The organism is Nocardia amikacinitolerans NBRC 108937, assembly GCF_001612615.1.
In the GTDB taxonomy this organism is placed as follows: Bacteria; Actinomycetota; Actinomycetes; order Mycobacteriales; family Mycobacteriaceae; genus Nocardia; species Nocardia amikacinitolerans.
Window position 1 is genome coordinate 165,302 of sequence record NZ_BDAU01000083.1, and the last position, 12,957, is coordinate 178,258.

At 69.7% G+C, this 12,957-nt stretch carries 14 protein-coding genes and 1 pseudogene; 4 read left to right on the forward strand and 11 right to left on the reverse strand.

Features of this window, described 5'->3' with window-relative positions:
- Positions 1-163: 163 nt before the first annotated feature.
- Positions 164-1,693 (reverse strand): annotated as a pseudogene (locus NAM01S_RS33310) (anthranilate synthase component I); the annotation flags it as partial.
- A gap of 102 nt (positions 1,694-1,795) precedes the next feature.
- On the opposite strand from NAM01S_RS33310, the gene NAM01S_RS33315 reads away from it, so the two are divergent.
- The 3 genes from NAM01S_RS33315 to NAM01S_RS33325 all read left to right on the forward strand — a co-directional run bounded on the left by NAM01S_RS33315 (position 1,796) and on the right by NAM01S_RS33325 (position 3,570).
- Positions 1,796-2,257 (forward strand): peroxiredoxin, encoded by a 462-nt coding sequence (locus tag NAM01S_RS33315; RefSeq protein WP_067793254.1) that lies wholly within the window; start codon positions 1,796-1,798, stop codon positions 2,255-2,257.
- A 68-nt stretch (positions 2,258-2,325) separates the two neighbouring features.
- Entirely contained in the window at positions 2,326-2,922 is a 597-nt protein-coding gene (locus tag NAM01S_RS33320) for a permease (protein ID WP_372511720.1), read from the forward strand.
- Positions 2,923-3,123: 201 nt separating this feature from the next.
- On the forward strand, positions 3,124-3,570 hold the full coding sequence (locus NAM01S_RS33325) for a MarR family winged helix-turn-helix transcriptional regulator (protein WP_157108041.1): 447 nt from the start codon (positions 3,124-3,126) through the stop codon (positions 3,568-3,570).
- A 12-nt stretch (positions 3,571-3,582) separates the two neighbouring features.
- Here NAM01S_RS33325 and hisI read toward each other — a convergent pair whose 3' ends face one another.
- The 6 genes from hisI to NAM01S_RS33355 all read right to left on the reverse strand — a co-directional run bounded on the left by hisI (position 3,583) and on the right by NAM01S_RS33355 (position 8,483).
- Entirely contained in the window at positions 3,583-3,930 is a 348-nt protein-coding gene (gene hisI / locus NAM01S_RS33330; RefSeq protein ID WP_067793256.1) for a phosphoribosyl-AMP cyclohydrolase, read from the reverse strand.
- A 62-nt stretch (positions 3,931-3,992) separates the two neighbouring features.
- Complete coding sequence (locus NAM01S_RS33335) at positions 3,993-5,525, reverse strand: serine/threonine-protein kinase (RefSeq protein ID WP_067793258.1); 1,533 nt, start codon at positions 5,523-5,525, stop codon at positions 3,993-3,995.
- A gap of 84 nt (positions 5,526-5,609) precedes the next feature.
- Positions 5,610-6,383, reverse strand: a complete 774-nt coding sequence (gene hisF / locus NAM01S_RS33340) for an imidazole glycerol phosphate synthase subunit HisF (protein WP_067793260.1) — start codon at positions 6,381-6,383, stop codon at positions 5,610-5,612.
- A 4-nt stretch (positions 6,384-6,387) separates the two neighbouring features.
- On the reverse strand, positions 6,388-7,215 hold the full coding sequence (locus NAM01S_RS33345) for an inositol monophosphatase family protein (RefSeq protein ID WP_067793262.1): 828 nt from the start codon (positions 7,213-7,215) through the stop codon (positions 6,388-6,390).
- Positions 7,216-7,225: 10 nt separating this feature from the next.
- Positions 7,226-7,957, reverse strand: coding sequence for a bifunctional 1-(5-phosphoribosyl)-5-((5-phosphoribosylamino)methylideneamino)imidazole-4-carboxamide isomerase/phosphoribosylanthranilate isomerase PriA (gene priA / locus NAM01S_RS33350; protein ID WP_067793361.1), 732 nt, complete (start codon positions 7,955-7,957; stop codon positions 7,226-7,228).
- Between the two features lie 73 nt (positions 7,958-8,030).
- Complete coding sequence (locus NAM01S_RS33355; RefSeq protein ID WP_067793263.1) at positions 8,031-8,483, reverse strand: MarR family winged helix-turn-helix transcriptional regulator; 453 nt, start codon at positions 8,481-8,483, stop codon at positions 8,031-8,033.
- A gap of 101 nt (positions 8,484-8,584) precedes the next feature.
- Between NAM01S_RS33355 and NAM01S_RS33360 the strand changes: the two genes are divergently transcribed.
- Positions 8,585-9,100, forward strand: coding sequence for a nuclear transport factor 2 family protein (locus NAM01S_RS33360; protein WP_067793266.1), 516 nt, complete (start codon positions 8,585-8,587; stop codon positions 9,098-9,100).
- An 89-nt stretch (positions 9,101-9,189) separates the two neighbouring features.
- On the opposite strand, the gene hisH is transcribed toward NAM01S_RS33360, so the two are convergent.
- Genes hisH through hisD form a run of 4 tightly spaced genes read right to left on the reverse strand, consistent with a single transcriptional unit; the run spans position 9,190 to position 12,942 of the window.
- A complete protein-coding gene (hisH, locus tag NAM01S_RS33365; protein WP_067793269.1) occupies positions 9,190-9,825 on the reverse strand; it encodes an imidazole glycerol phosphate synthase subunit HisH in 636 nt (211 codons plus the stop codon).
- Positions 9,822-10,454 (reverse strand): imidazoleglycerol-phosphate dehydratase HisB, encoded by a 633-nt coding sequence (hisB, locus tag NAM01S_RS33370; RefSeq protein ID WP_097248484.1) that lies wholly within the window; start codon positions 10,452-10,454, stop codon positions 9,822-9,824. The genes hisH and hisB overlap by 4 nt, the downstream gene beginning before the upstream one ends.
- A 20-nt stretch (positions 10,455-10,474) precedes the next feature.
- The gene (locus NAM01S_RS33375) at positions 10,475-11,608 is read right to left on the reverse strand and encodes a histidinol-phosphate transaminase (protein WP_067793273.1); all 1,134 of its coding nucleotides are present in this window, start codon (positions 11,606-11,608) and stop codon (positions 10,475-10,477) included.
- Positions 11,605-12,942: a histidinol dehydrogenase gene (gene hisD / locus NAM01S_RS33380; RefSeq protein WP_067793275.1), complete on the reverse strand. Its 1,338-nt coding sequence runs from the start codon at positions 12,940-12,942 to the stop codon at positions 11,605-11,607. The genes NAM01S_RS33375 and hisD overlap by 4 nt, the downstream gene beginning before the upstream one ends.
- Between the last annotated feature and the right edge of the window lie 15 nt (positions 12,943-12,957).

Sequence of the window (12,957 nt, forward strand, 5' to 3'; positions counted from 1 at the left end):
CCGTTCCCACGGCGTTCATGCTCTCAGCGCCTGTGGTGCCCGTGCTCTCGGCACCCGTGGCACCTAGGCTCTCAGCGCCTGTGGTGCTCATGCTCTCAGCGCCCGTGGTGCTCATGCTCTCAGCGCCGCTGCCCACTGTCTCGGCGTCGGCGGCGCGCACGGAATCGGTGCCGTAGGCGCGCACGGTCTCGGCGGCGGCGACGGCCTTCAGCACCGCCATCGCCTTGTTGCGCGATTCCACGTCCTCGTAGTCCGGGTCGGAGTCGGCGACCACGCCCGCGCCCGCCTGGACGTACGCGACGCCGTCCTTGAGCAGGGCGGTGCGGATGGCGATCGCGGTGTCGGCGTCGCCCGCGAAGTCGAGGTAACCGACGACGCCGCCGTAGACGCCGCGCCGGGTCGGCTCGAGTTCCTCGATGAGTTCCATCGCGCGCACCTTCGGCGCGCCCGAGAGCGTGCCCGCCGGGAAGCAGGCGCTCACCGCGTCCAACGCGACCTTGCCCGGCTTCAGCCGCCCCGACACCGTCGACACCAGGTGCATGACGTGGCTGTAGCGCTCGATGTGCCGGTACTCGGTGACGCGCACCGTGCCAGGCTGGCAGACCCGCCCGAGATCGTTGCGGCCGAGATCGACGAGCATCAGGTGCTCGGCGTTCTCCTTCTCGTCGGCGAGCAGGCCCTTCTCCAGCAGCAGGTCGTCCTCTTCGGTGAGGCCGCGCCAGCGGGTGCCCGCGATCGGGTGCGTGGTCGCCACGCCTTCCTTCACGGTCACCAGCGATTCCGGGCTGGAGCCGACGATGGAGAAGGCAGTGCCACCCTCGCCGTCGGGGACGTGGATCAGGTACATGTACGGGCTGGGATTGGAGGCCCGCAGCATCCGGTAGAGGTCGAGCGGCTCGCCGTGGTAATCCATCTCGAACCGCTGGGAGAGCACGACCTGGAACGCCTCGCCCGCCTCGATCTCCTTCACCAGCCTGCGCACGCCAGCGCCGAATTCGTCCGAGGTGCGCTGGCGGCGGTAGCTCGGCTCCGGCTGGTCGAAGACCGAGACGGTGGACGGTGCGGGCGCGGCGAGCGCCTCGGTCATCCGGTCCAGCCGCGCGACCGCGTCGTCGTAGGCCTCGTCGACCCGATCGGCGGTGCCGTTCCAGTTCACGGCGTTGGCGATCAGGGTGATGGCGCCCTCGTGGTGGTCGAAGGCGGCCAGGTCGGTGGCGAGCAGCAGCACCATCTCGGGCAGCCGCAGGTCGTCGGCGGCCAGGTTGGGCAGCCGCTCGATGCGGCGCACCGCGTCGTAGCCGAGGTAGCCGACCATGCCGCCGGTCAGCGGCGGCAGATCAGGCAGCCGCTCGGTGCGCAGCAGTTGCAGCGTCTCGCGCAGCGCGAGCAGCGGGTCGCCGCCCGAGGGGGCGTCGACCGGAATGTGGCCGAGCCAGGCCGCTTCGCCGTCCACCACGGTCAGCGCCGACGGGCTGCCCGCGCCGATGAACGACCAGCGCGACCAGGACCGTCCGTTCTCGGCGGATTCGAAAAGGAAGGTGCCCGCCCGGTCGGCGGCCAGCTTGCGATAGGTCGACAGCGGAGTTTCGGAGTCCGCCAGCACCTTTCGGGTCACGGGAACCACCCGGTGTTCCGCGGCGAGCAGATGGAACTGTTCGCGGGTCGTGGTGGTGGGAGTGGACGCGCCAGGCATTACTCCATCATCCCAGGGCGGGAGCTCGGGCTTCGTCCGGCCCGGTCCAAGGCCCCCATCGGCGCGTCGCCGCCGACCAGCGCACCCGGTACTGTCCTGATCATGCGCAAAGGACAGCTCGCCCCGCAGTTCGAGCTCCCCGACCAGTCCGGCACCCTCCGCTCCCTCGACGAGTTGCTCACCCACGGGCCGCTGGTGCTGTTCTTCTATCCGGCGGCGAACACCCCGATCTGCACCGCGGAGGCGTGCCACTTCCGTGATCTCTCCGCGGAATTCGTCGCACTCGGCGCGTCCTGCGCCGGCATCAGCGCCGACGCCGTGGACACCCAGGCGGGCTTCGCCACCAAACAACGGCTCGACTACCCCCTGCTGTCCGATGCCGACGGCGCGGTGGCCGCGCAGTTCGGCGTCAAGCGCGGACTGCTCGGCAAACTCGCGCCGGTGAAGCGGCAGACCTTCGTCATCGACACCGACCGCACCGTGCTCGAAGTGATCACTGGAGAGTTGCGGGCCGACGTGCACGCCGACAAGGCGCTGACCTTCCTGCGCGAGCGCGTGCGCTGAGCTCCGCCGAGGCGAAACGCCGGGGCGCGCGCCGCCGACCGTAGACCGACCGGTCGGCCTACGCTGAAATCATGACTTCGAGCGAGGTTCGGCCGGACGGCAAATCCAGCGCGTCCGTCTGGCGCAATCGGATCATCGGCGGCGTGGCCCTGTTCGTGGCCGTCGTCGTCACCTACCTCATCCTGGCCGCCTTCATCCCGCGGTGGTGGGCGCAGCGGCTCGCCGAGATGGTGAACGGCAGCTTCGCCAAGGGCATCGGCTGGGGACTGCTCCTCGGCGGCATGTGCACCCTCGTCCCGCTGTTGTTGCTGCTGTTCGCGGTGCTGATGTGGCGAAAGCGGGCGGGCAAGTTCCTGGCGGGCGCGGCGGCGGTGCTCGCCGTCCTCGTGGCCATACCGAATCTCATGACGCTGACCATCGTGCTCGGCGGCAACAACGCAGCCCACGCGGGCGAGCGCATCCTGGACGTCGACGCGCCCGCGTTCCGCGGCGCCTGTCTGGTTGGCGCTGTGCTCGCGGCGCTGTTCTTCCTCGGCGCGGTGTATCTCGCCACCCGCCGCGAGATGCGGCGCAGGAAGGCCGCCAAGCAGAACGCCTCCGGGAACACCGCGACACCGACGGCCACCACGCCGGACACGTCTCCGACACGCCACGACCACCTGTGAATGAACTCACGACACGGGTGATCCGTATGACCGTCGAGCGAAGTCGTGGCAAACTCGTGCACGCGAGTGACCGTGACTACGTTTCCCTCTGATCGATAGGCTCCCTGACTATCCCACGTCACTTGGCTCGAAAGAAGGCGCATAGTGACGAAGTGGCTGGATCCCGTGGAACAACGGGCGTGGCGCGCGGTCGTGGCGCTGATGACACGGCTGCCGAGCGCGTTGGATACGCAATTGCAGCGTGAATCCGGAGTCACTCATTTCGAGTATTGGGTTTTGACGTTGCTTTCCGAGGAACCGGGACATCGGCTCCAAATGAGTGATCTTGCCCACAAAGCAAATGCCTCGCTATCGCGTCTGTCCCATGTCGTTTCCAAGCTGGAGCGCATGGGCTGGGCGCAACGCTCGGCGACCGTCGGTCGCCGCGGCGTCCAGGCCGTCCTCACCGACGACGGCTACCTCAAGGTCGTCGAGGCGGCGCCCGGATATCTGGACGCGGTGCGGCGCTTGGTTTTCGACGGATTGGACGCCACACAGAAGGCGCAGCTCGCCGATCTCAGCGAGGTCCTCGCGCAGCGACTGACCGAGGTGATCGGCCAGCTCGCGTCGGCCGACGGCGCCGGACGCCGAGACCGGTCGAGCGAGTGACCGCCTGAGCCGTCAGCTCGGTTCGCCGAGCAGCACATCCGAATCGAAGCAGGTGTGGGTGCCGGTGTGGCACGCCGCGCCCTCCTGGTCCACGACGAGCAGGACGGTGTCGCCGTCGCAGTCCAGCCGCACCTCGTGCACGTACTGGGTATGACCGGAGGTCTCGCCCTTGACCCAGTACTGCTGGCGCGAGCGCGAATAGTACGTCGCCTTGCGCGATTCCAGGGTTCGGGCCAGCGCCTCGTCGTCCATCCAGGCGACCATCAGCACATCTCCGGTGCCGCGCTCCTGCGCGACGGCCGCGACGAGCCCCGCCTCGTTGCGCTTGAGTCGGGCGGCGATGGCGGGGTCGAGTGTCATGCCACCGTTATAACAGGGCGGTCGCGGCGACATGGTATCGCCCGCGGCCGACCGCCGAGTGGTCACTTCAGCGGCGCGGATTTCCACCACTCGGCGAGCTCGCCCTCTTCGCCGTACGAACCGATCGTGTACATCAGGAACCGATCCCGCCCCCGCTCGTCGAACGTTGTCACCAGCCTCGGCGTCGTCGAGCCGTCCCCCGCGAGATAGTGATTCGTGTACGACGTGCCCGCGTTGGTCTCGGTGCGGCTTTCGCTCTTTTTCAAATTGCTGGTCGCGGCGAGCACGTCGCTGGGAGAGTCGTAGACGAACAGGAAGTAGCTCGGATTGCCACTGCCGTCGTGGTAGTCGCAGCCCCATCCCGCGGTCCAGGCGCCGAGGTCGGGACGGGACGGCGAATTCCAGTACCGCTTGGCCTCCGGCCTCTCCGGGAAGCACCGGGCCCCGAGGTAGCCGAGCCCGCCGCGCTCGGCGGGGATCATCTTCGGGAACTCCTCGGCGATCGCTCCGTACGGCGGATCGGGATTGAAGTGTCGATAGACGGCGCGGACGCCGAGCGCTCCACCGACGATCACGACCAGCAGCACGGCGAACATCACCAGCATCGACAGCCCAACACTGCGCCTGCGTGCGGGCGGCCGGTACCCGTACGGCGGACGTACCGGCGAGGGCGCTGGCGCGGGGATGCCATGCGGCGGCATCACCGGCATCGGGGCGGGCGTGACGACGGGCCGGGGACCGCTCGGCGTCGGTGGCGGTCCCTGCCAAGGGCCGAGCACGGCGCGCGCGGCTTCGGCGAACTCGGTGCAGGACCCGAATCGGTCTTCCCGCCGTTTGGCCAACGCGCGCGTGAGGACATCGTCAAGGGCAGGCGGGAGGTCGGGGCGCAGCGCCGTGACGCGCGGGGGCACCGCCTGTAGGTGGCCTTGGATGACGGCGGCCGGGTTGGCCGACTCGTACGGACTCGTCCCGGTCAGCAACCAGAACAGCGTGCAGGCCAGCGCGTATTGATCCGCTCTGCCGTCCATCGGCGCGCCGGTCAGCTGCTCCGCCGACGCGTAGGCCAGAGTCGCGGTGAACGTCCCGGTCTGGGTCAGATGACCGGCGTCGTCGCGCAGCCGGGCGATGCCGAAATCAGTGAGATTCACCCGATTCTGCCCCGCCGACGGGTGCGCGAGCAGGATGTTGGCCGGTTTGACGTCGCGATGCAGCACCCCCATGCTGTGTGCGAAATCCAGCGCTTTCGCCGTTTCCTCGACGATCTGCACCGCCCGCTCCGGTGGCGTCGCGCGCGGATCGATCATCCCGGCGTCCGTGCCGTCGACGTACTGCATCGAGATCCACAGCTGGTCGTCCTCGACGCCGCGATCGAACACCGTGACGATGTTCGGGTGATCCAGCTGCGCGACCAGATCCGCTTCGCGTTCGAACCGGGCGCGAATCTCGTTGTCCGCGAACAGCTCACGATTCAACAACTTCAGGGCCGTCGACCGAGGCAGGCGCGGATGCGCGGCGAGGTACACCGATCCCATCCCGCCCCGACCCAGCTGCCGCTGGATGCGGTAACCCGCGAACACCTCACCCTCGCGCAGCACGCGCTCCCCCTCCTGATTCCGAACACCGGCCGAGCAGCAACACCATAACGTCGTCGCCTGCGCCCGGCCAGCGCGGGCGCGGGGTCAGCGGACGACGATGTTCTCCGCGCGCATGGAGTCTTTGACCTGGCCGATGGTGAGGTCGCCGAAGTGGAAGACGCTGGCGGCGAGGACGGCGTCCGCGCCCGCCTGCACCGCGGGAGCGAAGTGTTCGAGTGCCCCGGCGCCACCGCTGGCGATGACGGGCACCGAGACGGCGGCCCGGACCGCGCGGATCATCGGCAGGTCGAAGCCGGTCTTGGTGCCGTCGGCGTCCATCGAGTTCAACAGGATCTCGCCGACGCCCAATTCCGCACCGCGCACGGCCCATTCGACGGCGTCGATGCCGGTGCCGCGCTTGCCGCCGTGCGTGGTGACCTCCCAGCCGGAGGAAGTGTCCGGCTGGCCGTCGGGCACGGTGCGCGCGTCGACGGAGAGCACGATGCACTGCGAACCGAATCGCTCCGACATCTCCCGCAGCACCTCGGGCCTTGCGATCGCGGCGGTGTTCACCGAGACCTTGTCCGCGCCGGCGCGCAGCAGCCGGTCCACGTCCTCGACGGTGCGCACGCCGCCGCCGACGGTGAGCGGGATGAAGATCTGCTCGGCGGTGCGGGTCACCACGTCGATCATGGTGCCTCGGTCGCCGGTGGAGGCGGTGACGTCGAGGAAGGTCAGTTCGTCGGCGCCCTGGGCGTCGTAGAGCGCGGCCAGCTCGACGGGATCGCCCGCGTCGCGCAGGTTCTCGAAGTTGACGCCCTTGACCACCCGGCCCGCGTCCACGTCCAAGCACGGGATCACGCGTACGGCCAACGTCATCGGCTCATCCTTCCTCGGCGGTCGACGGATCGGCGACCGTGCAGATCATCTCGAGCAGTTCTTCGTGTACCCCGGGCGCCGCCGCGAGCACCGAGCCGGAGGTGATGGTCCACGGCTCGCCCGCCAGGTCGGTCACCACGCCGCCCGCCGCGCGGACCAGCGCGACACCGGCCGCGTTGTCCCACGGGTGATGGCCGAACACGATCGCGCCGCCGAGCACCCCTGCGGCGGTGAAGGCCAGGTCGATGCCGGTGGAGCCGTGCATGCGCACCCGGGAGGAGAGCCTGCTGAGCGGACCGAGCAGATCGAAGCGGAAGCGGCCGGGGATGCGACCGTCGGAATCGACGTTGAAGGCGCCGAATCCGATCATCGAGTCGGCCAGCTTCGCGGGCGGCAGCGGCGCGAGCGGTGTGCCGTTGAGCAGTACCGGCCCGCCGCGCATCGCGGCGTAGCGCTGCCCGAGGATCGGCAGCCAGGTCAGCCCGAGCACCGGTTCGCCGTCGCGCACCAGCGCGAGCAGCATGCCGGACAGCGGGTGACCGGAGGAGTAGTTGAAGGTGCCGTCGATCGGGTCGAGCACCCACGCGGTGCCGGAGGTCAGCTGCGGACCGCCGAATTCCTCGCCGTGCACCTCGATTCCGGTGCGCAGGGCCAGCCCCTCGGAGACGGTGCGTTCCAGCTCCAGGTCGAGTTCGGTGGCGAAGTCGTTGCGGCCCTTGGTGACCGCGCTCGGCGCGCCGAGCCCCTCGACGAAACGCCCGCTGGCGTCGTCGAGGATCTCGCTCGCCACGGCGAGCAGCTCGGGAAGCTCCGCGATCGGGTTGGCAGCCATCGGTTTTCGGTCAGCGCACCGCGGCGAGTGCCTCGGGCAGGGTGAACCGGCCCGCGTACAGCGCCTTGCCGACGATCGCGCCCTCCACGCCGTCGGGCACCAGCCCGGCGATGGCGACCAGGTCCTCGACGGTGGAGACGCCGCCGGAGGCGACAACCGGGGCGTCGGTCGCCGCGCACACGTCGCGAAGCAGGTCCAGGTTCGGGCCGGTCAGGGTGCCGTCCTTGGTGACGTCGGTGACCACGTAGCGCGAGCAGCCGTCACGCTCCAGACGCTCGAGCACCTCCCACAGGTCGCCGCCGTCGCTGACCCAGCCGCGGCCGCGCAGCCGGTGCTCGCCGTCGATGATGCGCACGTCGAGGCCGACGGCGATGCGCTCGCCGTGCCTGGCGATGGCGCTGGCGCACCACACCGGGTTCTCCAGCGCGGCGGTGCCGAGGTTGACGCGGGCGCAGCCGGTGGCCAGGGCCGCCTCGAGGGATTCGTCGTCACGGATGCCGCCGGACAGCTCGACCCGCACGTCGAGCTCGCCGACCACCTCGGCGAGCAGTTCACGGTTGGAGCCGCGGCCGAACGCCGCGTCCAGGTCGACCAGGTGCACCCACTCGGCGCCCGCCTCCTGCCAGGCCAGTGCGGCGTCGCGGGGCGAGCCGTAGCTGGTCTCGCTGCCCGCCTCCCCCTGGACCAGGCGCACGGCTTCTCCATTGGCGACATCGACGGCAGGTAGCAGCACAAGACTCACTCCGAGCAGCATAGTCGGCCACTCCCCGCGCCCCACCTCCGGCCTGCGGAAACACCGACGAGGTCGCCGCCGGTCAAGATCGCGAGTGATCGTCGAGTATCCGGGTGAGCAAGCCGACCAGCTGGCGGCGCTCGGCGGCGGACAGCGCGGCGAGCAATTCGTCCTGCGCGGTGTCGAGGCGACCGTCCAATTCGTCGAGATGGCGCGCGCCGGAGCGGGTCAGGGTGACGATGTTGCGGCGGCGATCACCCGGGTCGGGGTTGCGTTCCACGAAACCGCGGTCGGCCAAATCGTTGAGTGCCGCGACGATGTCGCTGCGATCGATGCGGGTGCGGCGGCCGAGATCGGCTTGGCTCGCTGGACCGAACTCGCGCAGCGTGGTGAGCAGGGCGTAGTGGTGTCGGCGCGACCCGGTGTCTTCCAGCGCCCGTTCCGTCGCCCGGTCGGCCACGAGGGCGACCTGGTTGATCAGCCGGGTGGGCAGCGCACGCAGCCTGCCCGCGACGCCATTGTGCGCGATCTCCATGGCACCAATCTAGCAACCCACTTGTTGGCGCGACCCACATTCTATATCGTTGGACTTACCAACGCTGGAGACGCCAACATTGGATACGAAAGGCCATCGCCATGAAGAAGATCAGCCTCTCCCTCGCCCTGCTGTCGATCGCGGCGCTGGCCGCCTGCTCGTCCACCTCGACGGCCGCCGACCCCGAGCGGCAGGAGATCCGAGAACTGATGGACCGCAACCACATCACCGCACTGGTCGACCGCCTCGGCCAAGTGCTGGACGAAGGCGCATTCGAGAACTTCCGGGAGATCTACACCGCCGACGCCACCGCCACCACGCCCGGCGGCACCGCACGAGGAGTCGACGCGATGATCGCGCAGGCGAGCCGAAGTCACTCCGCGGACAAGAAGATTCAGCACTTCATCAGCAATGTGATCGTCGACCTGCGCGGAGACACGGCCGCCGTGCGCGCCAACCTGCTGGCCACCTTCACGCCCGCGGCGGAGGGCACATTGACCGAGCCGAAGTACACCCTCGGCGAGATCTACAGCTTCGACGCCGTGCGAACCGCGGCCGGGTGGCGGCTCTCTCGCGTGCAGAGCACCCCGCAGTGGGCCATCGGTACCCGGTTCTAAGTGTGTGGGGGTGCTGGCACACACTTCGTGCACTCCTCACACAGGCGGTGGCTATGTGAGGCGTACACGAAGTGTGTGGAAGCTGCGGATCAGAGGGAGTCGATCCAGTTGCGCAGCAGGTGCGCTCCCGCGTCGCCGGACTTCTCCGGGTGGAACTGGGTGGCGGACAGGGCGCCGTTCTCCACCGCGGCGAGGAACGGCACGCCGTGTTCGGCCCAGGTGAGCTTCGGGGAGGCGAAGTGCTCGCTCGGCGGGAGGTCCCAGGTCTGGGCGGCGTAGGAGTGGACGAAGTAGAAGCGGGTGTCGGCGTCCATGCCCTTGAACAGCACGCTGTCCGACGGCGCCGACACGGTGTTCCAGCCCATGTGCGGGAGCACCGGGGCGGACAACCGCTCCACCACGCCGGGCCATTCGGCGCACCCTTCGGTCTCGACGCCGAACTCGACGCCGCGCTCGAACAGGATCTGCATGCCGACGCAGATGCCGAGCACCGGACGCCCGCCCGCCAAGCGCTGACCGATGATGCGTTCCCCGCGCACCTCGCGCAGCCCCGCCATACAAGCCGCGAACGCGCCGACGCCGGGCACCACGAGACCGTCGGCGGCCAGCGCGATCTGGGGATCGGCGGTCACCTCGACGCGCGCGCCCGCGCGCACCAGCGCCCGCTCCGCGGAGTGCAGGTTGCCGGAGCCGTAGTCGAGCAGGGCGACGGATTTCGTTGTCACAGCGTTCCCTTCGTCGACGGCACACCGCTCACCCGAGGGTCGAGCTCGACGGCCGCGCGCAGCGCCCGCGCCACCGCCTTGAACTCGGCCTCGGTGATGTGGTGCTGGTCGCGGCCGTAGAGCACCCGCACGTGCAGCGCGATACGGGCGTTGAGCGCGATCGACTCGAAGACGTGACGGTTGAGCACCGTCGAGTACGGCGCGCCCGGCTCGGAACGGCCACGCACCGGGCTGCCCGGAATCACCGCGTGCAGCAGGTGTTCCGGCTCGCCGGTGTGCACGCAATACGGTCGGCCCGACACGTCGACCGCCGCGTGCGCGAGGGTCTCGTCCATCGGGATGAAGGCGTCGCCGAAGCGGCGGATGCCGGACTTGTCGCCCAGCGCCTTGCCCAGCGCCTGGCCGAACACGATGGCGGTGTCCTCGACCGTGTGGTGCGCCTCGATCTCGATGTCGCCCTCCGCGCGCACGGTCAGGTCGAAGCTGGCGTGCGCGCCGAGCGCGGTGAGCATGTGATCGTAGAACGGGACGCCGGTGGAGATCTCGGTCTTGCCGGTGCCGTCCAGATCCAGTTCGACGACGATGCTGGATTCCTTGGTGATGCGCTCGACCCGCGCGGTTCTGGTCATCGGTGTGTCCTCCACGGGGTTCATCGGGGCGTGAGTTCGGTGGCCGCCAGCTCACCGCTGACGCGCAGGAACTCGTCGTTCTCGGCGGCGAGGCCGATGGTCGCGCGCAGATAGCCGGGGATGCCGACGTCGCGAATGAGCACGCCGCGATCCAGGTATCGCTGCCAGGCGCGGCCCGCGTCGGCGAACCGGCCGAACAGCACGAAATTGGCGTCGCTCGGCACCACCTCGAAGCCGAGCTCGGCGAGCGCGGCCGCGACCCGATCGCGCTGCGCCGCCAATTCCGCGACGCTGCCGAGGGTTTCGTCCGCGTGCCGCAGGGCCGCGCGCGCGGCGGCCTGGGTGACCACCGACAGGTGATACGGCAGCCGCACCAGCAGCATCGCGTCGATCACCGCGGGCGCGGCGACCAGGTAGCCCAGGCGGCCGCCCGCGAACGCGAAGGCCTTGCTCATGGTGCGGCTCACCACCAGCTTGGCCGGGAAACGGTCGATCAGCGCGATCGCGCTCGGCGCCGCCGAGAATTCGCCGTAGGCCTCGTCGACCACCACGATGCCTGGCGCGGCATCGAGGATGCGCACCAGGTCGTCCTGCGGAATGCTGTGTCCGGTGGGGTTGTTCGGGCTGGTCACGAAGACCACGTCCGGCTTGCGTTCGGCGATGGCAGCCAGCGCGTAGTCGATGTCGAGGGAGAAGTCGGCGTTGCGCTTTGCCTCGACCCACTCGGTGTCGATGCCCTCGGAGATGATCGGGTGCATCGAGTAGGACGGCACGAAACCCAGTGCGCTGCGGCCCGGTCCGCCGAAAGCCTGGAGCAGCTGCTGCAAGATCTCGTTGGAACCGTTGGCCGCCCAGACGTTCGCCGTATCCACCGTGACGCCGGTCTGGCGGGTCAGGTAGTTCGCCAGATCCGTGCGCAGCGCGACCGCGTCGCGGTCGGGGTAGCGGTGCAGGTCGGCGGCGGCGGCGCGGATGGACTCGGCCACGTCGTCGATGAGGGCGCGGCTCGGCGGGTGCGGGTTCTCGTTGGTGTTCAGCTGTACAGGAACGGTCAATTGCGGTGCGCCGTAAGGCTTCTTGCCGCGCAGGCTCTCGCGCAGCGGCAGATCGTCCAGGCCGATGGCCGACCCGGGCGCGACGAGCTGACCGGTCATGACAGCGTCTCGAATCGCACCGTGACGGCCTGGCCGTGCGCCGGAAGATCCTCGGCGTTGGCCAGCGCGACCACGTGCCCTGCGACATCCTTCAGCGCCGCCTCGGTGTACTCGACGACGTGGATGCCGCGCAGGAAGGTCTGCACGCTGAGTCCGGACGAGTGCCGCGCGCAGCCCGCGGTGGGCAGCACGTGGTTGGAGCCCGCGCAGTAGTCGCCCAGACTGACCGGCGCGTACGGGCCGACGAAGATCGCGCCCGCGCTGCGCACCCTGGCCGCGACCGCGGACGCGTCGACGGTCTGGATCTCCAGGTGCTCGGCCGCGTAGGCGTTCACCACGCGCAGGCCCTGGTCGATGTCGTCGACGAGCACGGTGCCGGACTGCTTGCCGGTCAACGCCTCTCGCACCCGGTGCCCGTGCTTGACGACGGTCATCTGGGTGCTCAGCGCGGCGTCCACCGCGTCGGCGAGCTCGACGCTGTCGGTGACCAGCACGCTGGCCGCCAGCACGTCGTGCTCGGCCTGGCTGATCAGGTCGGCCGCGACGTGCGCCGGATCGGCGGTGGCGTCGGCAAGGATGGCGATCTCGGTGGGGCCCGCTTCGGCGTCGATGCCGACCAGGCCGCGGCACAGCCGCTTCGCCGCGGTGACGTAGATGTTGCCAGGACCGGTGATCAGGTCGACCGGCTCGAGTTCCGCGCCGTCGGTGTCGACGCCGCCGTAGGTGAGCAGCGCGACGCCCTGCGCGCCGCCGACGGCCCACACCTCCTCGACGCCGAGCAGTTGCGCGGCGGCCAGGATGGTCGGGTGCGGGAGCCCGCCGAACCGGGACTGCGGCGGCGAGGCAACCACCAGCGAACCGACGCCAGCGGTCTGCGCGGGCACCACGTTCATCACCACGCTGGACGGGTAGACGGCGTTGCCGCCGGGCACGTACAGCCCGACCCGCTCCACCGGCACCCAGCGTTCGGTGACCGTGCCGCCGGGCACCACCTCGGTGGTGGTGTCGGTGCGGCGCTGATCGGCGTGCACCGCGCGAGCCCGCGCGATCGACTCCTCCAGCGCGGCGCGCACCGCCGGGTCCAGCTCGTCGAGCGCCTTGACCAGCTCGGACCGCGGGACGCGGACGGTCGCCGGAATCACACCGTCGAACCGCTCACCGAACTCCAGCGCCGCAGAGACGCCATGGTCGCGGACCGCCTCCACCACCGGCCGCACCTGATGCAGCACCGAGTCCACGTCGACTCCCCCGCGCGGCAGCGCGGAGCGCAGCTCGGCAGCGGAAGGAGTACGACCGCGCAAGTCGACGCGGGCGAGCTCGATGCGGGATGTCATGTCGGTGTCGATCCT